General features: G+C 55.5%; 25 protein-coding genes. 23 read left to right on the plus strand and 2 right to left on the minus strand.

Going from position 1 to position 22676, the window contains the following annotated elements; genetic code table 11:
- Positions 1-88 precede the first annotated feature (88 nt).
- The 10 genes from RYC18_RS13865 to RYC18_RS13910 all read left to right on the plus strand — a co-directional run bounded on the left by RYC18_RS13865 (position 89) and on the right by RYC18_RS13910 (position 11166).
- Positions 89-2347, plus strand: coding sequence for a DEAD/DEAH box helicase (locus RYC18_RS13865; protein WP_016567474.1), 2259 nt, complete (start codon positions 89-91; stop codon positions 2345-2347).
- Positions 2348-2552: 205 nt separating this feature from the next.
- Positions 2553-2969 (plus strand): hypothetical protein, encoded by a 417-nt coding sequence (locus RYC18_RS13870; protein WP_229621099.1) that lies wholly within the window; start codon positions 2553-2555, stop codon positions 2967-2969.
- The gene (locus tag RYC18_RS13875; RefSeq protein ID WP_316886286.1) at positions 2966-3787 is read left to right on the plus strand and encodes a hypothetical protein; all 822 of its coding nucleotides are present in this window, start codon (positions 2966-2968) and stop codon (positions 3785-3787) included. Before RYC18_RS13870 ends, RYC18_RS13875 begins: the two co-directional genes overlap by 4 nt.
- A gap of 441 nt (positions 3788-4228) precedes the next feature.
- Positions 4229-4939 carry a hypothetical protein gene (locus RYC18_RS13880; RefSeq protein WP_029572125.1) on the plus strand — a complete coding sequence of 237 codons (711 nt, stop codon included), beginning with the start codon at positions 4229-4231 and terminating at the stop codon, positions 4937-4939.
- An 8-nt stretch (positions 4940-4947) separates the two neighbouring features.
- The gene (locus RYC18_RS13885) at positions 4948-5694 is read left to right on the plus strand and encodes a TIGR03759 family integrating conjugative element protein (protein ID WP_016567472.1); all 747 of its coding nucleotides are present in this window, start codon (positions 4948-4950) and stop codon (positions 5692-5694) included.
- Entirely contained in the window at positions 5679-6236 is a 558-nt protein-coding gene (locus tag RYC18_RS13890) for a transglycosylase SLT domain-containing protein (protein ID WP_074952376.1), read from the plus strand. Before RYC18_RS13885 ends, RYC18_RS13890 begins: the two co-directional genes overlap by 16 nt.
- A complete protein-coding gene (locus tag RYC18_RS13895) occupies positions 6233-6739 on the plus strand; it encodes an integrating conjugative element protein (RefSeq protein ID WP_003435734.1) in 507 nt (168 codons plus the stop codon). The genes RYC18_RS13890 and RYC18_RS13895 overlap by 4 nt, the downstream gene beginning before the upstream one ends.
- A gap of 11 nt (positions 6740-6750) precedes the next feature.
- Positions 6751-8910, plus strand: coding sequence for a type IV conjugative transfer system coupling protein TraD (gene traD, locus RYC18_RS13900; protein ID WP_087677435.1), 2160 nt, complete (start codon positions 6751-6753; stop codon positions 8908-8910).
- A 39-nt stretch (positions 8911-8949) separates the two neighbouring features.
- On the plus strand, positions 8950-9699 hold the full coding sequence (locus RYC18_RS13905) for a TIGR03747 family integrating conjugative element membrane protein (RefSeq protein WP_003425101.1): 750 nt from the start codon (positions 8950-8952) through the stop codon (positions 9697-9699).
- Positions 9700-9708: 9 nt separating this feature from the next.
- Positions 9709-11166 (plus strand): UvrD-helicase domain-containing protein, encoded by a 1458-nt coding sequence (locus RYC18_RS13910; RefSeq protein WP_083181163.1) that lies wholly within the window; start codon positions 9709-9711, stop codon positions 11164-11166.
- A gap of 23 nt (positions 11167-11189) precedes the next feature.
- Here RYC18_RS13910 and RYC18_RS13915 read toward each other — a convergent pair whose 3' ends face one another.
- Positions 11190-11621 (minus strand): hypothetical protein, encoded by a 432-nt coding sequence (locus RYC18_RS13915; RefSeq protein WP_074952385.1) that lies wholly within the window; start codon positions 11619-11621, stop codon positions 11190-11192.
- 168 nt (positions 11622-11789) lie between these two features.
- Here RYC18_RS13915 and RYC18_RS13920 point away from each other — a divergent pair, with 168 nt between their 5' ends.
- Positions 11790-12104 carry a DUF4177 domain-containing protein gene (locus RYC18_RS13920; protein ID WP_054994234.1) on the plus strand — a complete coding sequence of 105 codons (315 nt, stop codon included), beginning with the start codon at positions 11790-11792 and terminating at the stop codon, positions 12102-12104.
- A gap of 57 nt (positions 12105-12161) precedes the next feature.
- On the opposite strand, the gene RYC18_RS13925 is transcribed toward RYC18_RS13920, so the two are convergent.
- On the minus strand, positions 12162-13109 hold the full coding sequence (locus tag RYC18_RS13925; protein WP_236534903.1) for a DUF2971 domain-containing protein: 948 nt from the start codon (positions 13107-13109) through the stop codon (positions 12162-12164).
- A gap of 250 nt (positions 13110-13359) precedes the next feature.
- Between RYC18_RS13925 and RYC18_RS13930 the strand changes: the two genes are divergently transcribed.
- Genes RYC18_RS13930 through RYC18_RS13985 form a run of 12 tightly spaced genes read left to right on the plus strand, consistent with a single transcriptional unit; the run spans position 13360 to position 22655 of the window.
- A complete protein-coding gene (locus RYC18_RS13930; RefSeq protein ID WP_074952394.1) occupies positions 13360-13722 on the plus strand; it encodes an RAQPRD family integrative conjugative element protein in 363 nt (120 codons plus the stop codon).
- The gene (locus RYC18_RS13935) at positions 13719-13958 is read left to right on the plus strand and encodes a TIGR03758 family integrating conjugative element protein (protein ID WP_074952398.1); all 240 of its coding nucleotides are present in this window, start codon (positions 13719-13721) and stop codon (positions 13956-13958) included. The genes RYC18_RS13930 and RYC18_RS13935 overlap by 4 nt, the downstream gene beginning before the upstream one ends.
- A 19-nt stretch (positions 13959-13977) precedes the next feature.
- Positions 13978-14346, plus strand: a complete 369-nt coding sequence (locus RYC18_RS13940) for a TIGR03745 family integrating conjugative element membrane protein (protein WP_074952401.1) — start codon at positions 13978-13980, stop codon at positions 14344-14346.
- Between the two features lie 15 nt (positions 14347-14361).
- Positions 14362-14754, plus strand: coding sequence for a TIGR03750 family conjugal transfer protein (locus RYC18_RS13945; RefSeq protein ID WP_003435722.1), 393 nt, complete (start codon positions 14362-14364; stop codon positions 14752-14754).
- The gene (locus RYC18_RS13950) at positions 14751-15419 is read left to right on the plus strand and encodes a PFL_4703 family integrating conjugative element protein (RefSeq protein WP_024960171.1); all 669 of its coding nucleotides are present in this window, start codon (positions 14751-14753) and stop codon (positions 15417-15419) included. The genes RYC18_RS13945 and RYC18_RS13950 overlap by 4 nt, the downstream gene beginning before the upstream one ends.
- On the plus strand, positions 15416-16339 hold the full coding sequence (locus RYC18_RS13955; protein WP_074845320.1) for a TIGR03749 family integrating conjugative element protein: 924 nt from the start codon (positions 15416-15418) through the stop codon (positions 16337-16339). The genes RYC18_RS13950 and RYC18_RS13955 overlap by 4 nt, the downstream gene beginning before the upstream one ends.
- A complete protein-coding gene (locus RYC18_RS13960) occupies positions 16329-17813 on the plus strand; it encodes a TIGR03752 family integrating conjugative element protein (protein WP_003425118.1) in 1485 nt (494 codons plus the stop codon). Before RYC18_RS13955 ends, RYC18_RS13960 begins: the two co-directional genes overlap by 11 nt.
- Complete coding sequence (locus RYC18_RS13965; protein WP_003425120.1) at positions 17791-18246, plus strand: TIGR03751 family conjugal transfer lipoprotein; 456 nt, start codon at positions 17791-17793, stop codon at positions 18244-18246. The genes RYC18_RS13960 and RYC18_RS13965 overlap by 23 nt, the downstream gene beginning before the upstream one ends.
- Positions 18246-21254 (plus strand): conjugative transfer ATPase, encoded by a 3009-nt coding sequence (locus RYC18_RS13970; protein ID WP_087677434.1) that lies wholly within the window; start codon positions 18246-18248, stop codon positions 21252-21254. Before RYC18_RS13965 ends, RYC18_RS13970 begins: the two co-directional genes overlap by 1 nt.
- Positions 21251-21550, plus strand: a complete 300-nt coding sequence (locus RYC18_RS13975; RefSeq protein WP_011267019.1) for a hypothetical protein — start codon at positions 21251-21253, stop codon at positions 21548-21550. The genes RYC18_RS13970 and RYC18_RS13975 overlap by 4 nt, the downstream gene beginning before the upstream one ends.
- Positions 21547-22242 carry a DsbA family protein gene (locus RYC18_RS13980; RefSeq protein WP_087677433.1) on the plus strand — a complete coding sequence of 232 codons (696 nt, stop codon included), beginning with the start codon at positions 21547-21549 and terminating at the stop codon, positions 22240-22242. Before RYC18_RS13975 ends, RYC18_RS13980 begins: the two co-directional genes overlap by 4 nt.
- Positions 22239-22655 (plus strand): hypothetical protein, encoded by a 417-nt coding sequence (locus RYC18_RS13985; protein WP_103392881.1) that lies wholly within the window; start codon positions 22239-22241, stop codon positions 22653-22655. The genes RYC18_RS13980 and RYC18_RS13985 overlap by 4 nt, the downstream gene beginning before the upstream one ends.
- Positions 22656-22676 lie beyond the last annotated feature (21 nt).

A 22676-nucleotide genomic window follows, 5' to 3' on the forward strand; every position in this document is an offset into this window, starting at 1 on the left:
TTCAATCATCTAACCGCACCTCAGGGTATGAACAATACCCTTGGTGGTGTCGTGCATGCCCTGTTTAACCCAATAGTGGAGAAACATCATGAACGACCTGCCTTTGGCTGCGCCTGCAGGCCACCCTTGTGTGCCAACTTTGAACATCGGGCTCACTGAGTTTATCGAAGAGTTTGGCGACGAACTCCTGGAGTCACTCAACCGCTCCAACCCACCGGTTTACGCCGGCATCGACAATCCGGCTCGGCAGTGGGTGCTGGACGGCCTCAAACGACAGCCCTTCCCTGCCCAGGCTCAAGTGGTCCAGGCAATTGCCGCGCTTTTGCTCGATCAGAATGAGCAGGCTGGCATCATCAATGCCGAGATGGGGACAGGCAAAACAATGATGGCCATCGCTCTCGCTGCAGTCATGCATGGAGCTGGTTATCGCAGGACGATGGTCATCGCGCCTCCGCACCTGGTCTACAAGTGGCGGCGCGAAATCCTCGAAACCATCCCAGACGCTCGCGTCTGGGTGCTCAACGGACCGGATACCCTGGTCAAGCTGCTGAAGCTGCGCGATCAACTGGGTGATACCTACGACGGACGTCAGGAGTTCTTTATTCTCGGCCGTGTGCGGATGCGGATGGGGTTCCACTGGCGTCTGGCCTTTTGGCAGCGACGTGCCGGCGGTGGAAGGAGCCTGGCAGCGTGTCCAGATTGTGGGCGTCTGCTCCAGGACCAGGAAGGCAATCTGATCACCGCTGAGGAATTTCAGCGTGAAGAGCGACGTCGACGCTGCGAACACTGTGATGCCGCTTTATGGACGCTGATGCGCCCGGGCAAATCGGATGGCGGCAGCCGCCGTAACACGATCCTAAAGTCGATGTGCCGCATCCCTACAATCGGACCTGTTCGTGCAGAACGGCTTCTATCTGACTTCGGCGAAGACTTTCTCGCCTCGATGCTCCTGGACAATGTCTCTGAGTTCATCAACCTGATGGACGCCAAAGGCAACTTCATCTTCAGCGACCGCCAGGCCAAGCGCATGGAGCGTGCGATGGCGAACATCGAGTTCGGGTTCGGCGAAGGGGGTTACCAACCCACCGAGTTCATCAAGCGCTACCTACCTTATGGGTGCTTCGACCTACTGGTCGTGGACGAGGGGCACGAGTACAAAAACAGTGGATCGGCACAAGGTCAGGCTATGGGCGTGCTCGCAGCCAAAGCACGAAAGACTGTGCTGCTGACCGGCACTCTGATGGGCGGGTATGCAGACGATCTGTTCTACCTCCTGTTCCGAATCCTCACCAGACGTATGATCGAGGACGGCTATCAGCCCAACGCGCGAGGAAGCATGGCGCCGGCGGCGATGTCTTTTATGCGGGATCACGGGGTATTGAAGGATATCTACACCGAGCGTGATGGCAGTTCTCACAAGACTGCCAAAGGTAAGAAACTCTCAGTGCGGACGGTCAAGGCTCCGGGGTTCGGCCCGAAAGGCATTCACCGCTTCGTTCTACCCTTCACTGTGTTCCTGAAACTCAAGGATATCGGCGGCAACGTGCTACCTGGTTACCGGGAGGAGTTCATTGACGTACCGATGTCTCCAGACCAGGAGGCGGCTCACCGTAAGCTTGCCCAGACATTGACCGCCGAGCTTCGGCAGGCGCTGGCTCGTAGAGATACGACGCTGTTAGGGGTGGTGTTGAACGTGCTGTTGGCATGGCCGGACTGCTGCTTTCGACCTGAGGTGGTGAAACATCCTCGATCCAGAGACACGTTGGCTTTCGTGCCGTCGGTCTTCGATGATGACGAGCTCATGCCGAAGGAACAGGCCCTTCTGGACCTATGTCTTGCTGAAAAAGCCCGGAACCGCAAGGTTCTAGCCTACTCGGTTTACACGGGTACCAGAGACACCACGAGCCGCATGAAGCGGGTGCTCGAGCAATCGGGACTGAAGGTGGCAGTGCTGCGTGCATCGGTGGACACCGCCAGGCGCGAGGACTGGATCCTTGACCAGGTTGATCGAGGCGTCGACGTACTGATCACCAACCCGGAGCTCGTAAAAACAGGTCTGGACCTGCTGGACTTTCCGACCATTGCGTTCATGCAGACGGGTTACAACGTCTACACGGTGCAACAGGCGGCAAGGCGCTCATGGAGGATCGGACAGAAGCAGGACGTCCGGGTGATCTTTTTCGGCTACATCGGCAGTTCTCAGATTACCTGCCTGCAACTGATGGCCAAGAAGATCGCCGTATCGCAGAGCACTTCAGGGGATGTTCCAGAGTCTGGATTGGATTCACTGAACCAGGATGGTGATTCCGTAGAGATGGCACTCGCCAGACAACTCATCAACGCTTGAACATGGCCACCTTCGGGTGGCCATTTTTATATCCTTCGGGTGCCTCCAAGCAACACACTTCCTGCCCCCAGCGCCGCAGGCCATGGGGTTCGAGTCATGTAAACAGACGCTTACTCTAGTCTTTATCTTGAAGCGCATGCCACATGGCCACTTGCCTTAAGCATCCTTCAAGGAGAATATGTGCCCTCATTTGGAGGGACCTACGATGAACAACGAACAACTCAAAGACACGCTGATCCACGCGACTCGGGATTTTTGGGCGGCCTACAGCAGCCCGTTGTTGCTGAGCAACCTACCCAGCTCTCTGTCCGAGAAGGGAATAGCAGACTATAAGTCCATCCTTGGAAATACTTCATTGAAGGCCTTTGTAAGCACCTTAGCCGAACAAGGCCACCTCAAAGTTGTCACTCACCCGCAGCACCGCGCGAAGATTGGGCTTATTCCCGCCGAAGAGTCTTACGATTTTCCGCAAGAGGAGGATGCTGTAAAGCAAAAGCAGAAGTACACCGGTGACAGCCACGCAGTCCGGTTACTCGACATCCTTAGCAAGCTAGATGATCAGGATCTAGTAAACCTCAATATCCCAGTCTCTGTGCTGGCAAAATTGCACCGCATGCCATGAACGTTTTCATTGCGCTGGCAACCACGAACGACTTTCTTCGAAAGGAATTCATAAAGCTCCGCAATGGCGTCGCCCTTCCCGCTAACCTCAGTGAAACAGCAATAAAACTTGAGTTGGGTACTCCAGAGGTTGGGCATTGGGACACACTAGAAGACTATTTTCACGCAAAATCAGCTTGCAATGACGCTCTACTCGTAATTGCGGATCACGCTTGCGCGACTAAAATCGACTTCACTCCAACGGCGCTTTTCAGCTATAGACTGGAAATTCCCCAACGAGTTGAGAATCCTGCGCCATTTCTAAAACATCATCTGTCTCGGCTCCTAAATCACTTCAGTGCCTTCAAGCAGCTCAATGCAAGGGGCGAAAATTACCTTGTCTCGATCCTGCCAGCCCTGAACTTTGATGCTGATGAATGGCGCCAACTACTCGACAAGATACGTTGTGAAACACACAGTGACACCTTTATCAAAGAGGTAGAGATTCTACTGACAGACATCCGCAGAAAGAGACGGAAACCCAGGCGTAAAAACAAGGATCGAACACATTTCTTTATAGATGATGATGATAAGCATTTTTTATACGGGAAAGAACATCACTCACAGTTCCAAACAGGTGAACCTCACACTAAGTCTTGTGACCTCAACGGCAGATTCAGGTTCGGCAGGAAAGTGGATGATCCTCTCAGGCACTTCAACGTGAATCGCGGGTCGGGGCGAAACCCATCGGTTAAGGGAGCATTTGTGAATTGCCATAATGAGACCCGTGAGGTCACTAAAACGTCTCACCTGAACATGTTCATGAACGACTTTTTTTGATCGAAAAAAAAGGGGAATCAATTAATTGATTCCCCTTTCCTGCAGCCTATCGCTTATTCCACCCTCAGCGTCAATAGAAAGGATTGCTGCTCTGAAACGAATACGTTTCTGGTGCTTTCCCAGCTATTGGCAACGCATTCATCAGTCGATGACCAGGCCGGTGTCCAACGTATTGGATTCAGCAGCCCGGAAGGCGTGGAGCGTAGCGCTGTATCGTACGATATCATCCTAACAAACTTTTGCGCAAGAAGACTTACCTCCTTGACCGGTTGAGTACCCTCGTAGATCAGCCCGAAATCCTGAGGTTATCCCTGAGAATGTTCGCGAATTCCCAGGAGGAGAATTTCTCTCTCGGAAACCCAACGCAATCCAAAAACGGTTTGGTACTGATTCTGATGATCGCTTTTGCGAACCTGCCTCACATCTTGAGTGAGGTCCTTCATGAAACTGCCACTGCGCCCTTCTCTTTCCCGCGCTGCCATCCTGCAAATACTGACCCTGATCGTGCTGATCGGCATGTTGGTCTACCAGCAGTGGCAGATTTTCCACCTCAATGCCGGCTTTGAGTCCGCTGCAAACCTGGAAACCGTCAACGCCATCACCCAACGCATCAATGGCGTGGATGACCGGCTCGATGCCGCCAGCCAGATGAAGTCCGTGACCATCGATGATTTCAGAGCCGGCCAGCAGGCTTTGTCCAACCGCATCGATGCCGTTCAAGCCCTCCTGAAGCAGGTGCAGGAGGCGGCGAAGGAGGCTGCCCAGCAGGGTGCCACAATGGAAGAGGTTGTGGTCATGGGGGCTCGGATCGAGGAGCTGCAGGTGAAACTCCAAGACCTGCGTGCGGCTAAACCAGCATCTGTTCAAATCACGGCAGCCAAGCCAAAGACTCCACCCCCCTCCCGCAAATCAACAGCACAAACCAAAGTTCCGGAGGCTCCTCCACCGTTTTCGGTCGTGGGTGTGGAGTATCGCGGGGGCGAACGTTTCTTGTCAGTTGCCCCGCCTGGCAGCACTCAACTGAGTCAATTGAACTTGGTACGCCCGGGCGACGTGGTCGCGGGGAGCAACTGGCAGCTCAACAGCCTGGATGACTCGCGCGCCCTGTTCAGCATCAACGGCTCCACCCGCATACTGCCCCTGCGCCCTTAGAGGTTCACATGTCCATTTACACCTTGCGAATGTTCACACTGACGGGAGTGATCCTGCTCTCAGCAACTGGCATGGCCAACGCCGCCAGCAATAGTTCAGCGCAGTCCACCAGTAGAGAGCAGCAGAGCGCTTTGCTGGACAGCCAATCGCAATCGAGCGACGAGATGCTGGCACGAGACTGGAACCTCAGTCCTCAGGAATGGCAGCGCTATCAAACGCTGATGCAGAGTTCACGAGGTGTGTATTCCCCCGGGCTGGATCCGCTAACTGCATTGGGTATCGAAGCCCGCAATGATGAAGAGCGCCGGCGGTATGCAGAGCTCCAGGTCAAAGCCGAGGCGCAGCGCACGGCAAAAGAATTGGCGTATCAACGCGCATATGACGATGCCTTCAAACGCCTCTATCCCAATCTGATGCCCATCGCCAGTTCGGCGTCCCAGGGGGGGACCGCGAGCCCTGCTAACCAGGGCAATGGCCGATTGGCAGTGTTCGTCAAGGACGATTGCCCGGAGTGCTCCGTTCGGGTTAAGGCCCTTCAAGCTCAGAAGCAGCCGTTTGACGTGTACATGGTGGGTAGCCAGAACGACGATGAGCGAATTCGTAACTGGGCGATTGTCTCGGGGATCGACCCTGCGAATGTCAGAACCCGACAAATCACACTCAACCATGACGGTGGACGTTGGCTTGGCCTGAGCTTGGGTGGCGAGTTACCGGCCGTTGTGCGAGAGGTGAATGGGCAATGGCTGCGTCAGTGACGTGGGCAGGCCTTGCCCTGCTGTGCTTCGCGTTGACAAGCCGTGCAGCCGAGCTTCCGCCGCCGGCTTATCAACTGGCTGCTCACGCCGCGAACATTCCGTCGGAAGTGCTCTACTCGGTGGCACTGCAGGAAAGCGGGACGCCACTGCGGGGCCAACTGGTCCCGTGGCCTTGGACGCTGAACGTTGCCGGCGCAAGTTATCGTTTTGCAACCCGTGCCGATGCCTGCACCGCACTTATCATCGCACTCGCGCAGGCGGGTCCCAAGCGGGTCGACGTCGGATTAGGTCAGGTCAACATGGGCTGGAACGGCCAGAGATTTAAATCAAGCAATCCGTGCGACGCGCTCAATCCCTACAAGAACCTCGATGTAGCTGCCCAGATGCTCGCCGAACTGCGCGCGCTTGGCGGTGACTGGATCACCGTAGCCGGACGCTATCACCGGCCTGCCGGCGGCGCTCCAGCCGCCAATTACCGCAAGGCCTTTGCCAAACATCTCAGCCGGGTAACCGGCATCCAAATGCTGGTGACCAATCCATGACCCGATCAGTGATCCTCGGCGCAGCGCTCTGCCTGCCATTTATGATCTGCCAAGCTGCAGAGCTCACCGTGGTTGAAGACAAAGGTGGTGACTCAGCGCTGCCTTACTATCGATCTCTCAATCCCGAGCCGTCCTCTTCTGTCTCAAATGACCTGACCTCGCAACTGGATCCTGTAGCAGCACAGGGCTTGCCGGTACGCACCACTCGAATGACTCCGGGGACAGTTCAGGGCCGAATCATCAACGCGCCAGGCCTGCAGCCTTTGTTCCTGATCGGTGACGATGAAACATCACGCCGATGGCTACAAGAACGCGGTGCGGTGCTGAAGCAGATGCAGGCCGTAGGACTGGTGGTCAACGTGGCCACACAAGAACGACTTGCCGTAGTCAGGAGTTGGTTGCCCGACGCGCTCGTGTCCCCCGCATCAGGTGACGAGCTTTCTCAACGACTCGGCCTGAATCACTATCCGGTGTTGATCACCCCAACCGCCATCGAGCAATAGGAGGTCGGATTATGGCTCACGATTACGCCATTGAATCACTGCTCAGACCCGCCGTAGAGCTGTACACCGTGTACGTGTGCGCTGCAGGTGCATTCCTGTGCGTGTTCGCTCCCTGGGCGTTTGCGCTTACTCCGCTGTTCGGCATCGTGACCTCCGCGGGCTTTCTCGCTTTGGGTTTAATGCGTCTGAAACAAGCATGGCAGGTGCTGCGCTATCGCCGAAACATCCGTCGACTGCCTCATTACACGATGACCAGTAAAGAAGTGCCGGTCAGCAATCAACGTCTCTTCATCGGTCTTGGCTTTCGCTGGCAGCAGCGCCATACCCAGCGGCTGATGGACACTTACCTGCCGAAGTACGCCAGCTACGTTGAAGCTACCCCCCTTTTCCGCGCAGCGCGTCGTTTTGAGGAAAGAGCTGAGTTCGCCCCATACCCGGTCCGGCTTCTGGCCAGAGCCACATCATGGGACGTGCCCATCAATCCTGTGCGACCTCTGCCCCCCGTCGGCGGTTTGCCAAGGCTGCACGGCATCGAGCCATACGAGGAGAACGTCTCTCTCCCTTTGGGTGAGCGAGTAGGCCATTCAATTGTCCTGGGCACTACCCGTGTCGGAAAAACGCGCCTGGCTGAATTGTTCATCACTCAGGACATTCGGCGTAAAAAACACGGCCAGCATGAAGTCGTTATCGTCTTCGACCCGAAGGGCGACGCCGATCTGCTCAAGCGCATGTATCTCGAAGCCAAACGCGCCGGACGCCTGAATGAATTCTATGTGTTCCACCTGGGCTGGCCGGATCACTCGGCACGCTACAACGCCGTAGGACGTTTTGGTCGGATTTCGGAGGTGGCCACCCGGATCGCTGGCCAACTCTCCGGCGAAGGAAACTCGGCAGCATTCCGTGAATTCGCCTGGCGTTTCGTGAACATCATCGCAAGAGCCCTGGTCGCACTGGGCCGCCGACCTGACTACCTCCAGATCCAGCAGCACGTGATCAACATCGAAGGGATTTTCCAGGAGTATGCCTCTAAATACTTTGATGAATCTGATCCAAAGGCCTGGGAGGCGATCGTCGCCATTGAGGGCAAGCTCAACGACAAAAACGTACCGTTCAACATGAAGGGTCGGCCGTTCCGCGTGGTGGCCATCGATCAATACCTGTCTCAGACGCGCGTGGCAGATCCAGTGATGGATGGACTGCGCAGCGCGGTCCGCTACGACAAGACCTATTTCGACAAGATCGTCGCCTCGCTGCTGCCACTGCTTGAGAAGCTGACAACAGGCCGCATGGCGGAACTGATCTCGCCGGACTATCAGGACGTGAACGATCCTCGACCGATCTTTGACTGGATGCAGGTGGTCCGCAAAAAGGCCGTGGTTTATATCGGCCTGGACGCCTTGTCGGACACAGAGGTCGCCGCTGCCGTCGGCAACTCTATGTTCTCCGACCTGGTCTCGGTCGCTGGCCATATCTACAAGTTCGGTGTCGACGACGGACTACCGGGCGGCGTCCCTGGCACCAAAGTGCCTATCAACCTCCATGCCGATGAGTTCAACGAGCTGATGGGTGAGGAATTCATTCCGATGATCAACAAGGGTGGTGGTGCCGGCATGCAGGTGACTGCCTACACCCAGACAATGAGCGATATCGAAGCGAAGATCGGCAACAAGGCCAAGGCTGGCCAGGTGATCGGTAACTTCAACAACGTGTTCATGCTGCGCGTCCGCGAAACGTCCACCGCCGAGCTGCTGACAAACCAGTTGCCTAAGGTTCAGGTTTTCACATCCACCCCGGCCAGCTCGGCGAATGACAGTGCAACGGGCAGTACCGCGTTCACGTCCTCCAGTCATGACCAAGTTCAGCAGGTCAGCGTGCCAATGATTGAGCCAGCGCATGTCGTCGGCCTCCCCAAGGGCCAATGCTTTGCTCTCATGGAGGGCGGCAATCTGTGGAAAATAAGAATGCCTTTGCCCGGGCATGATCCTGATGAGGTGATGCCGGCAGATCTGCAGGCCTTGGCGGAAAGCATGCGTCAGACGTATCAGGTGGGCAAGGTCGACGACACTGGCTGGTGGTCAGCGCCTGGTTATCAGACGCTCAACGAGTCGCTGCCTGCAGATCTGCTCGACGACTTCAAAAAAATCGGTGCTGCACCTGAGGATGCGGCATGACTCTCGGCGGGTTGAGCGATCGGCAAGGGGGCATCTGATATGGCTGACGTTGCCGATCGCGCGAAACAGCAACAAGACCACGAACAGTCGTTCATAGGATCTCTTTTCACCCTGCCCTTCCGATTCGCGGCAGTGATGTTCCTCTCTCTGGGGGGAGCCATCATCGTCGAATGGATCTGCATGTACTTTTTCTGGCCGGAGGCCGGTTGGCAGCATGCTCGTGCAATGCTCGATCATGAACTCAGCTGGCTCTCCAAGGGGTTCCTGCAGAGTGTGGTTGTTCAAGAGCCAGGCCGAACGGCGACATGGCTGGTTCAAACCACATATGACTGGCTGGTGGTCAAGACCGGGCTTCAGGACTGGGTTCAACACACCTCTGATTATGCTGCGACAGGACAACGATCACGCGGTTTCGATATGCGCTACATGCTCGGCGTGGGAGTCAGCAAGTTTCAGGATTACGGCCTTGCGGCGCTCTACACGACACTGGTGTTTTGCGTGCGCCTGGTGATCCTGACCCTCGCAATCCCGTTATTTGTGATGACGGCGTTTGTTGGTTTTGTGGACGGACTGGTACGCAGAGACTTGCGGCGGTTCGGTGCCGGCCGCGAGTCCAGCTACCTATATCACAAAGCTCGAGCAACGATGGTGCCGCTGGTGATCATCCCCTGGAGCCTCTACCTGGCTCTGCCATTCAGCGTGAGCCCATTGTTGGTGCTCCTGCCATGCGCAGCACTGCTCGGCCTGGCGGTCAGCATTACGGCGTCCAGCTTCAAAAAATACCTTTAGGTGCCCTCCATGCAATGGACAGAAGAACAACTGCCAGCTATTCACTCCTTCGCGAAGAAGCTACTGGTCCAGGCATTTGCCGGTACCGGGAAGACAACGACACTCGTCGGTTACGCCACGCATAATTCGTCGGTCAAAATGCTGTACCTCTGCTACAACAAAGCCGTTGAGATCGCGGCAAAGAACCGTTTTCCACGCAACGTGACCTGCAAAACAGCTCACGGCCTTGCCTACGCTGTCTATGGCAGCCAGTACAAACACAAGCAGGCTGGCAATCTGCGTTTGACCGACATCGCGAGGACGATCAATACCCAGGATTGGGAGCTGGCCAAAGACATCGTTTCGACCCTCAATGCTTTCATGGCCAGCAAAGATCTGGAGCTGCTGGAAGACCACTTTGTGCGATTCCAGAGCAACCGCAGACTGACCTCGGTCCAGCAGCAGTACATGAGTAAAGCGCTCAACCTGACCAGAGGCGTTTGGGAGAAGATGGTCGATATCAACGATCGCTCAGTCCCCATGACGCACGATGGCTATCTGAAGCTGTACCAGATGAGCCAGCCAGATCTGAGCCAGCGTTTCGGTGCGATTTTGCTCGACGAAGGGCAGGACGTGAACCCGGTCATCGCGAACCTGGTCCAGATCCAAACAATAACTCAAGTCACTGTAGGTGATCGGCATCAGCAGCTGTATCGGTTCAGAGGCGCTGTGGATGCTTTAAACAGCCCGGCGATGAAGGACGCAGAGAAACACTTCCTGACTCAGAGCTTCAGATTTGGACCGGCAGTTGCCTACGTGGCCAACGTCATCCTTTCCTTCAAGGGTGAAAAGATCCCCCTGCAAGGCCTGGGACAGCCGACGTTGGTGAAACGAGCCTTACCGGACGACCTCCCTCACCGCACCTACCTGCACCGTACTGTGAGCGGTGTGATCGAGAACGCGCTGCGCCTGGTCAACCAAAACCACCGCATGCAGTGGATCGGAGGGATCGACAGCTATTCCTTGCGCGATCTGGAGGACCTGTTCTATTTCAGCCGGCATATGAATGACCAGGTCCAACAGCGCAAATTGCTGACCGACTATGCCGATTACGACCAGTATGTCGTGATCGCGAAGGCCACGCAGGATCCTGAGATGCTGCGGTCGATCAAAATCATCGAAAACTATGCAGATCTGCCCCAACGCATCGAGCAGCTGCGTGCTGCATCTGTCACGTCGGAGCTCGATGCAACCGTGACCCTTACCACCGCGCACAGAGCCAAAGGTCTGGAGTGGGACTTCGTTGGACTTTATGACGACTTTTCTGCGGATCCGCTTTCACCTGACATCGACGCAGGCAAACGCGACGATGAGCTGAACCTTCTATACGTCGCTGTCACACGAGCCATGAAGATTCTTGCCGTCAACTCGCTGGTGATCGACATCATGCAGCGCTTCAAAGACATGAAGCAGCGCTCGAAACCTTGATGCGCTGCCCCATCCCCAACCAACTACTTCTTATGACGCAAGTCTTCTTCGGTCAGAGCCAAGAAGCCAGGTTCTACACCGCTATGCGCTACAACGCTTTCGAAGCTCGCGTGTGTCCAATCCGGTTTACGTTCGGAATCAAGGGTAACGATTGCCCACGAACCGTCTGGTGAGATGCCAAGACCCGGGGCATATCGTTCGATCCAAACAGAACGCTCAAGAATTTTATCCATTGACGAAAGCGCCTTGGGAAGGGCTTTTTCAGAATCAAGACGCTTAACAACACCATACATGATGTCCTCAATGACGTTTGTAACTGACGTGCCATTGTAGTCACGAAGTTGAGCTATCAGACAGACAAGGAACCCGTCATCCTTGATACGCACACGAACAAAACATGCTCCCATGGAGTGGAAGCCTTTGTACTCAAAATTGTGATATTCCAGCGTCTGCATTCCCAACGTTCCCTTTGAATATAACTGCGTAGACCGGCTCATGACCGGCGTAGTAAATATCTCACTACCTATACCATTTTCCAAATGGAATAGGTTTGGCGCTTCGCCCAGCGCTTAGAGACTGCAAAAATGAACTGGCCTTCCCCATCTACTCGCAGCAGGTATCCGATGACACTCTATGAATACACCCAGACCTTCGTCCCCCTTCCCTACAAAACCGTGACCAGCGGCATGTTGATGTTCAAGTCGATAGATGAGACGACCCAGCCGGATGTTGAGAGGTATCTGAGCGACCCAGAAACTCTGGCCGTGTTGAATCGACATGGCAGAGAAGGATGGGAGCTGGTGAGCGTTCAGCAGATCAATCGCGGCCGTGAGCAAATTGGCAACCAAAACGCCCAAGGCTGGGCGCTTGGTTACACTCTCAGTACGGGCTTCCTTTTCTTTTTCAAACGCTGCGTGAGAATTCAACAAGTCGAATAATGGGACTTCGACCTGCTTTCTGGCGATAAATGACTTGAAGGGAGTGTCGCGGGCCTCCTAAACGTCATGAGCATCGTCCAAGTCGTCAAGAAGCCATGAATAATCTTGATCAAGCATAGGTCTCATCGAGTCGTCGAAATGAATTCTCGCGCGTTTGAGCTTAAAGTTGGACGTCGGCTCGGTTATTTTCCAAAATTTTATGGTCGATTTTTCCCCACCCAGCATCGACATGGTCGACTCGAAAATTGCTGAAGGACAGTTCATACCAAATGTGACGGATTTGACGGGGAATGGGCTACGGTCTAACCCGATGGGAGCGAGTAACCTCCATTCTTTCTCGTATCTCCACTCGCCCGACTTTGTGAGTAGGGAGGCCCTCTCGACCTCGAGCTGCGACTGCACGTCACCATCCTGCAACCACCGGAGAATTGCGTCGGCTAGTATTTCACGGCTCTGGCCATACACGACTTTATGGATACGCGTCGATTTGAGATCCGAAGTGTCGTACTCAATGCACACACCTCGATGCTGCTGCCCATAGTGTGACCACATCAATGGGCTTGTCGCATTCGCACTGAGGCAAAGAACGCCCGTGGCAAGTGTGTCTTTGACTTCACTCTGAATCAGCGTCAACAGCTCACGTTGATAATAGCCTGCCTGATCGGTGATCTCTGGATCCGTCGCCATATACTCTATGCCACGAATAGCATCCTGTACCTCGGTCTCCCCGAGTCGAGCTCGGTGCAAGTCGAGTCTTTGCCCCTTCAATTTTAAGCGTTTCAGCGCTGCAGAGGACTCCTTCTCTACGCGCCTAATGACCATTAACTTTAGAAGCAATTTCAGTCTTTCAATGCTTTGGTTACCAGCGATTACGACAGGCCGGCAATCTAATGGATCGTTGAACGTCCCTGGATCAGCGTAAAAAACCTTTCCGTGATACAGCTGCTCTACCATACGATCACTGAAACTTAGATATTTGTACAAGCTTGCTGGCGCTTTACCCATCACATCAATAACTCCAATCAGTCCCTATGAAGCTCTCCGCAGCATGTCTGCTCCGACTCAACATTGAGAGCGCTGCATGCTGTGCATTAAAGCCTCGCCAAACGATTTTCTCCATTGAATCTCTGGCCGGACGCGCAGTTAGCAGGCCAACCTAAACCCCCTCAGACCTAAAAAGGGTTTCATACTGATTCCATCCGGGCCGATGGTCATGCTGTGTACATAGATTCCTACAGCTTCCAAGGCCCGCGACGTGAAAATCAAACTCCCCGCGATCAAACCAGCGTTTTCAAGCGTGCAGATCTGCCTGTCTGCAGTCCTCATATGCACACCGCTGCTTTCCTCGCATGCCCGAGCAGCCGGCACGGCTTCCGAGCAAGCCAATGTGGAAGTAATGATTCGCCAGCTCAATGCGCTAGAGGCCGTTGCACAGCGCAGCGTTGACCTGCCCAGTGAATCGGCTCAGCGCTATCACCTGGATTACTCCAGGTTAGTCAGCGACATAGCTCGCATCCGCCAGGGCCTGCAGGACTATCTGACTCCCTCCCGGGCTCAGCCCCGCGACCCCGTCGAGATATCAGGCCATTACAACGTCAGCGGTGATCACACGCCATGACGATGTCCTCAACCCAGACCAGTGCCTTTCAGGCCGCTGCCGGATTTTCACCAGCCAGCAGCAACACGCTGTGGACCGGAATTGCGATGGGCATCCTCCTGCTATGGGGCGTCTGGGTTCTTCTAAGCATTTATCGCGGCTGGGCAACCCGAAACCTCGATAGATCGGCTGCTGCCGCTTCTGCCGCTCGCTGGGCCGTGCTGTTCATGGTTATGACTTTCATGCTGTTGAGTTGATTTTTCCAAGGAGATAAAGATGACGCTGTATTCATTGTTCACTCAGGCACGTGCCTTTTTGAAACGCCGGCCTTTTTCGGTCCTGCTGATGGCCGCTACCCCTGGCACTAGTTTTGCCGCCCTACCGGGTGCCCAAGCCCCCACGCGCGGCACTGGGACCAGCTTCCTGCAGACCTTCCAAAACTATGCCTACGACGGCTTCATGCTGCTGGGTCTCTGTTTGTGCGCGTTCGGCATCGTTCTGGTGGGGCGACATGCGCTGGGCGTCTACCACGAGATCCACATGGGCAAAGCCAAATGGGCTGACTTGGGCAGTACCGCTGTAGTCGGTGTTTGCTTGATCGGCGTCACGATCTACCTGGTCACCACCGCTACCAACATCCTTTAAGTCGTAGAGGCTCCCATGACTGAGCTCCAGCAAGATCAGCATGAAGACGGCACCCTGCGTTTTCTGCCCAGTCGCTTGAATAACCAGCCCGTGGTGATTGGTGGTCTTACGGCGGATGAGATGTGGGCGACCGTATTCGGCTGCAGCGGCATAGGCTTTGTGATTGGTCTGCCGCTGGCATTCATCATCACACCGTCAATGCCCGTGGTGTGCGCCCTGATAGGAGGAGTTTTGGGACTGCTCATCGCATCTCGGGTCTTGCGACGCCTCAAACGCGGTAGACCGGAGACATGGATCTACCGCAGGGTCCAGCTCCAGACGGCAATGCTCGGCCCGACCTCATTCAACAAAGCCAACCTGGTACTTCGATCAGGCAACTGGACTTGCCGCCGGAGCGAGCAACAATGAGCCGTTTCTTGAAATTGGCCGACTCCCAACGTGCCCACATCAACAGCTTGAGGATAGCGATTGTCTTGATCGCGCTGGTGGCAGCAGGCCTTGGTTTCGGCTGGTGGAGTGCGCCGAAGCAATTGACCGTTCACGTTCCGCCAGATCTGCGGTCTGGAAGCACGCGAATGTGGTGGGATGTCCCTCCACAATCGGTATACACATTCGGCCTGTACATCTTTCAGCAAATGAACCGGTGGCCGGTCGACGGCGAGCAGGATTACCAGGCAAATATCACCCGTCTGGATGCTTACATCACGCCATCTTGCAAGCATTACCTGCAGAGTGATTTTGAACTGCGCAGGTCTAGCGGTGAGCTACGCAAGCGCGTCCGGGGCGTGTACGAAATTCCAGGTCGAGGCTATGGAGATTCCCCAGAGATCAGGACGGTGACCAACTCTATCGACGATTGGACTGTGACGCTCGATATAACAGCAGACGAGTATTACGGCGGGCAGTTGGTCAAGCGTGCCCTCGCGAGATATCCACTCCACGTTGTACGTATGGACGTCGACCCTGAAACCAATCCCTTCGGTTTGGCTTGGGACTGCTACAACGGCGCACCACAACGCATCGAGGGCAATGTTGAAGCTCCCGCAACTCCGTCGAAAGGAGTCTTCAAATGAGCGTTTTGCGAGTAATCACATGCTCGACATTACTGGCGGTGTTGGCTGGCAACGCCCAAATCGCCTCGGCGGTCGAGATTCTCCGCTGGGAGCGGTTGCCACTGGCTATTCCACTGCGCATCAATCAGGAACGCATCGTCTTCGTTGATCAGAATGTTCGTGTTGGACTCCCGCGTTCGCTGACTGAAAAGCTGCGGGTGCAGAGTACGGGGGGCGCGATCTACCTATATGCGAAGGAAGCGATAGAGCCAACTCGACTTCAGCTGCAGAACGCCAAGACCGGTGAGATCATTCTGGTCGACATCGCTGCTACAGAGGCATCTACGGATCAAACGCCGCTCGAGCCGGTGAAGATAGTCGAAGGTGAAACATCATCAGCACGCTATGGAGGGGCTGCTACAGCACGCTCAGCCAAGGCCACTACGAAGAACACGGACTCAACCAGCCGTTCAAGCGATGAAGACGATGAACCAGAGGAAGTGGTCAAGCGAGAAACGCCCGTCCCAGTCGTCCTCACCCGCTATGCAGCCCAGATGCTCTATGCGCCGTTGCGCACCGTTGAGCCTGTAGACGGCATCGCCCAGGTGAAGGTTGAGCGCAGCCTTGATCTGGCGACCTTGCTTCCCACTCTACCTGTGAAGTCCACACCCTTAGGCGCATGGCGTCTGGATGATTTTTGGGTGACTGCCGTGAAGCTGCAGAATCAGACGGCGCAGCGGATCACGCTTGATCCTCGAGAGCTCATGGGTGAATTCGTCACTGCAGCGTTCCAACATCCTTATCTTGGATCACGCGGCGATGCTAGTGACACCACGACCTTGTACCTGGTCACGCGGGGACACGGGCTGACACAGGCGGCCGTATTCTCGGCGACCCAAGCAGATCCGCGTGCAGCGCAAGGAGCGAAGCATGAAAGGTAATCCGCTGCTCAAGTACCTGGTGATTCCATTCCTCCTGCTTGTGATTTTCGTCGGCATCAAATCACTGGGAAGTGCCCCCGCACCAAGTACCGAAACCCCTGCTCCAAAACTGACGGCTGAGCAAGCCAAAGCCCTGGGTGTGGAAGGCGACACGCCGAGCGATACGCTGCGCACGGTCGTCGCTGAAGGACGCGAGCTCAAGCAACAGATCACCGACGTCATCGCACAGAACACTGCGGTCAAACAGGATAACGAGACCCTCAAACAGCGACTGGCAAACATTGATCAGACAGTCGACCAGCGCCTTAAAAACGCCCAGGAACAGTTCAAGCTGGATAGTCAGCAGCAACAGCAGAGCGTGTTGGAGGGCTTGCGCAAACAGATGGATGAACTGACCCGAATGGGACAAAACAATAATTCCAATTCGGATTTACCGATTGGGTTAGGTGTTCAGCCTGGTGATGGCCAACAGTTCAAATCGGAAACAAACGGTTCAGACATCGTGTGGATCGATCCACAGGACGCGACGGCCCTGGATAGCAATGGCAAACCGATCACTGCCGGCAATAGCGTCCCCGCGAGCGCCTACAGCTTTCCTACAGCCTTCGGCGAGTCCGTGGACCGAGGACAGAAAGCGCTCACGACAGGTGCTCAGTCTGTCCGCGATGACATGGGTGGCCAGCAACAGGAGCGTAAGAAGGTACGACGTGCCTACACCCTCCCTCAAAACTCGACGTTGATGGGCTCGGTGGCCATGTCCGCGTTGATCGGCCGGGTTCCTGTTGATGGGACGGTTAATGACCCCTACCCGTTCAAGGTGCTGATCGGTCCGGACAACCTGACTGCCAATGGCATCGACCTTCCTGACGTAGCCGGTGCGGTGGCCAGCGGTACAGCGTCCGGCGACTGGACCCTCTCATGCGTGCGTGGGCAAATCAAAAGTCTGACCTTCGTGTTTACCGACGGCACTGTCCGCACGTTGCCGGCACCGGTTCAGGGTGGCAATCAACAGAACAACAACCAGAACAACTCTGGAGACCAACAACCCATCCAGGGTGGCCTTGGCTGGATCAGTGATCCATACGGCATTCCATGTATTGCGGGCGAGCGACGCAGCAATGCGCAGCAGTACATCGGTTCACAAGCCCTCATCACCGCAGCAGGCGCTGGAGCAGCATCGTTGATCAAGACAGAGGGAAGCACCTCCTCATACGTCTCGAACGCTTCTGGGACGCTTGGTAGCACCGGTTTGTCTGGTAACGAGGCGATGGGGAAGATCCTGACCCAAGGAGTCACGGACGTTTCGAGCTGGGTTAACAAACTCTACGGACAAGCGTTCGCGGCCATTTATGTCCTGCCTGGTGCGCAAGTCTCACTGCATATCGATCAAGAGCTGGAAATTGACTACGAACTCAAAGGCCGCAAGGTCAAGTACGCCTCAGGAGCGAACCATGCCAATGCCAACCTGGATTGATCACTTGGGCTCAGCGCGCAGCGCGCTGATGTATTGCCTTCTCACGGCGGGCTTGCTGGCTGGATGCTCGACAAACAAAGAGCAAATGCTGCCGCATGGTCAAAACACCATGATGGACGTTTGGAACCAAGGAACGACCGGTTCGGCGGGAAGCGCTAGTGGCCGGCAGTTGCTCGATGCGCGCTCGGAGTTGCGCCGTCCAATCGATGTACGTGCTACCCAGCCCTTGCAGGACAGCGCGGCCTACACCCGTACCGCTCAAAACGAGATCTACAGCCAGTTCAAACGACTACCCAATCCGGATCTTGTCATGTACGTGTTTCCGCACCTTGCGGGCTCCGATCCAGCACCAGTCCCTGGCTACACCACTGTTTTCCCGCTCTATCAGCGTGTGCAGTACGCCATGCCTGGCGAGCGGGTTGAGGACTACTGATGACTCTTTTTCAACGGCTCAAAAGCCGCGCGCCCCTCAATTCAGCTACGCAGACGGATATAGCGGGCGACCCTCTGCTGAGCGAGCCTGCAGCGGTCGAACTTGAACAGCCTGAAGATGATCTGGTTGAGGATTTGAAAGCCTCAGATCAAAACGATGTGGATGCGGCACTTGAGCGTTACCTAAAGCGACTTGAGGATCAGGGCATACCCGCGCCTGGCGATTGGAGAAACCCGAAGCAGAAGCCTGCCACGGTTGGCGACGTCGCCGCGCTGTACGACGTCAAGCCGAGCTTTGTAGACCTCCTTCCATGGATTGAGTACCTGCCAGCGGAGCAAGCGATGCTGCTTGAGGATGGCAAATCCTTGGCAGCATTCTTCGAACTGACTCCGATCGGCACTGAAGGCCGTGATCCCGACTGGCTTCGCAAGGTGCGCGATGCCCTGGAGAACGCGCTGCAAAATAGTTTTGACGAGCTCGATACCTCACCTTGGGTTGTGCAGTTCTACGCGAAGGACGAAACCAGCTGGGATGACTACCTTCGGAACCTGCGTGAATACATCCGACCACAGGCTAAAGGCAGCCCGTTCTCGGAGCTGTATCTGGATCTGTTCAAGCATCACCTCGATGCAATCGCCAAACCTGGTGGTCTTTTTGAAGACACCACAGTTTCAAAATTGCCTTGGCGTGGCCAGCAGCGCAGAGTGCGGGTAGTCGTGTATCGCCGGGTAGTCGGTGATGCAGCGTTCCGTGGCCAAACCCCTGCCATGCACCTGGACAACATTTGTCAGCGCTTCACAGGAGGTCTGGCCAACGCCGGCATTAAAAGCAAACGGATGGACGGTTACGACATCCGACACTGGCTCCTGCAGTGGTTCAACCCTCACCCCGATCACCTGGGAACGACGCTCAAAGACTTTGATCGCTTCTTTCAACTGGTGAACAAACGCACAGAGGATGCCGGCGAGGATCTTCCACTGGTCACTGGCGACGACTTCGCACAGGGACTCTTTTATCGAGAGCCAAAATCCGACAGTCAAAAAGGCTTGTGGTACTTCGATGGCCAGCCTCACAGAGTCATCATGCTGGATCGGCTGCGCGAAGCCCCGAAGACCGGCCACCTGACTGGCGAAACACGTAAAGGCGGTGATGCCTTGCATGCCCTGTTCGACAAGTTGCCGGAGGACACTGTGTTGGCCATCACCCTGGTCATCACCCCTCAGGACGTGCTGGAGGCTCATCTTGAGAAGCTGGCACGCAAGTCGGTGGGTGACAACCAAGCTTCACTACTCACCCGCGAAGCGGTAAACGATGCCAGGAAACTGATCGGTCGTGAGCACAAGCTGTACCGAGGCAGCATCGCCTTTTACCTCAAGGGAAATGACGAAGCACAGCTCACCGCGCGCAGCATGCAGTTGACCAACGCATTGCTGGGTGCCGGTATGGAACCCGTAGCATCTGACGACGAGGTGGCCCCACTCAACAGCTACCTCCGTTGGCTTCCCGGGAACTTCGACGTCAATCAAAAGCGAGCCATGGACTGGTACGTGCAGATGATGCTCGCCCAGCATGTTGCAAACCTGTGCCCTGTGTGGGGTCGCTCCAGTGGTACCGGGCATCCTGGCATCACGCTATTCAACCGTGGTGGGGCTCCACTGACATTTGATCCATTCAACAAGCTGGATCGTCAGATGAATGCCCACATGTTTCTGTTCGGCCCCACAGGGGCAGGTAAGTCCGCCACGTTGAATAACCTGCTCAACCAGCTCATTGCGGTTTACGCTCCCCGCCTGTTCATCGTCGAGGCGGGTAACAGTTTCGGTCTACTCGGGGATTTCGCGAAAAAGCTTGGGTTGACAGTCAACAGGATCAAGCTAGCCCCGAACTCAGGCGTTAGCCTGGCTCCGTTCGCCGACGCTATTCGCTTGGTAAACACACCGAGCCAGGTCAAGACCTTGGACGCTGATGACTTAGAGAGCTCTGACGAGGACATGAATGCCAAGCCCGATGAAGACGATGATGAACGGGATGTCCTCGGCGAGATGGAAATCGTAGCCCGTTTGATGATCACCGGCGGTGAGGAAAAAGAGGAAGCTCGGCTGACCCGGGCTGACCGCAGCGTAATCCGACAGTGCATCCTTGCAGCGGCCAGAATTTGCTCCGACGCCGATCGCACCGTCCTCACGGAAGATGTCCGTAATGCGTTGCGCACGGCCGGGGAAGACACCTCCATCCCGGAGGGCAGACGCAATCGGATGCTTGAAATGGCCGAAGCCATGGACATGTTTTGCATGGGCGCCGACGGGGAGATGTTCAACCGTACCGGTACGCCTTGGCCTGAGGCAGATCTGACCATCGTCGACTTGGCCACCTACGCACGTGAGGGCTACAACGCCCAGTTGTCGATCGCTTACATCTCGCTGATCAACACCGTGAACAACATAGCGGAGCGTGATCAGTACAAGGGCCGTCCTCTGGTCAACGTGACAGACGAAGGCCACATCATTACCAAAAACCCCCTCCTCGCCCCTTACATTATGAAGATCACCAAAATGTGGCGAAAGCTCGGGGCCTGGTTCTGGCTGGCAACACAGAACATGGATGACTTTCCTCCCTCAACTGCACCAATGCTCAACATGATCGAGTGGTGGATCTGCTTGAACATGCCGCCTGACGAAGTGGAGAAGATCTCCCGTTTCCGTGAGCTCACACCTGCACAGAAGGGCTTGATGCTGTCAGCACGCAAAGAGAGCGGTAAATACACCGAAGGCGTGGTTCTTTCGAAATCGATGGAAGTCCTGTTTCGCGCTGTTCCGCCGAGCCTGTACCTGGCATTGGCCATGACCGAGCCTGAAGAGAAAAAACAGCGTTACGACCTGATGCAGTCCATGGGTGTCGACGAGTTGGGAGCTGCCTTGGAAGTAGCTGCAGATCTCGACCGGAAACGAGGTATTGAACCCCTGAACATTACATTCCCAACACCCCGTGCATTGGAGAACCTGGCATGAGAGCCATGGATGCCCTGACTCAAAACCTGATCGACAGTCTGACTCAAATACTTCAGTGCCCGCAGGAAGACTCCCTGCTCGCATTGAAAATCTGCGCGCCGGTACTGATCGAGCACTTACAAGTCGTCAAACATGTAGCGGTAGATCGCCGAGAGATTCAGTCTCAACTGCACAAAGCTTTGGATCAGTGGCTTGAGCATCACCCTCAGCCTGAAAGCGCCCAGAAAGCTCTTCTGACGCTGCTGGATCAGGAGCTGCTGGCAAAACAGCTCCTCGACAAAGAGGCCTCCGCATGAAGCGACCGACGCGCTGGCAAATCCTCTACTGCATCGGTGCGGTCGCCTTGGCTATCTCACCTTTTCTGCTGACCGAGCTGCAGAATAAGCCTGGCGTCACAGGTGGCCCCGTGGCGCCGGCAGCCGATCAGAAGAGACAAAGTGGCGGATGGGTCTACGGGAGCCGTGAGGCGCGTTTCACCATCATCCAATATGCAGATCTGGAATGCCCCTACTGCAAGGATTACTTCCCACGCCTCAAAGCCTGGATTGATCAGCATCCGGACGTGAATCTTCAGTGGCACCATCTGCCCCTGTCGATGCATGAGCCTGCAGCGAGCTATGAAGCTCGGTGGGCCGAGTGCGCGGGGATCGAGAGAGGCAATGACGCCTTCTGGCTCGCAGTCGAGCTCATTTATCAGCGTACTCGGTCAAACGGTGACGGAACTGCGGGCAATCCGCAGATCCCCGGGCTTGAAGATCGACAGCACTTCATCGATACCTGTGCTGCGAGCAACCCGTCCGTGCAACAGGCAGTCATTAGCCAGGCTCACAAGGCAAGCCAGGACGGCATCACGGCCACACCTACGCTAGTCATCAAGGACAAACAATCTGGCCGCTCGATCAAGCTGCAGGGAGCACCTGACGGTGACGTGCTTCTTTCCGCAATAGATTGGCTAGCTGCGAGGCCGGCCGCTGGTGATCACCAGTGAACACAAACGTCTTTAAGAGCGAAGTATTGGTCAGCTCATGCCACCCAGTCCTAGGTAGAGTGTACTGGAGCTTCGTCTGGAACGGCGACTGCAACTACCCCGACTATTATGGAATCACCGACAGTCGCGATTTCGCAATGCGACTGCCCCAAGGATGGCGCGATCATGATTACCTTAACTGGGCGCACAGATCCCACGTATACAAGGTATTCGATCCAGACAGCTTCAATAGCGACTATGTGCTGGAGTGGCGCGAGGAAGATCCAGATAACGAGGATCAGCCTGCGCAGTGCCAACGTTTGACGGGGCGGTTGGCCAACCTCCAATCAAGAAGTGGTCAAAGCATTGAAGAGTTCAGATACTGGATGTTCCACGCAGATTGGCAGGACATTCCATACCTGAAGCTGGTTTGATTCCTTCCGATAAAACTCCTG

The organism is Pseudomonas syringae group sp. 247E2 (genome assembly GCF_032587795.1).
Lineage (GTDB): Bacteria > Pseudomonadota > Gammaproteobacteria > Pseudomonadales > Pseudomonadaceae > Aquipseudomonas > Aquipseudomonas amygdali.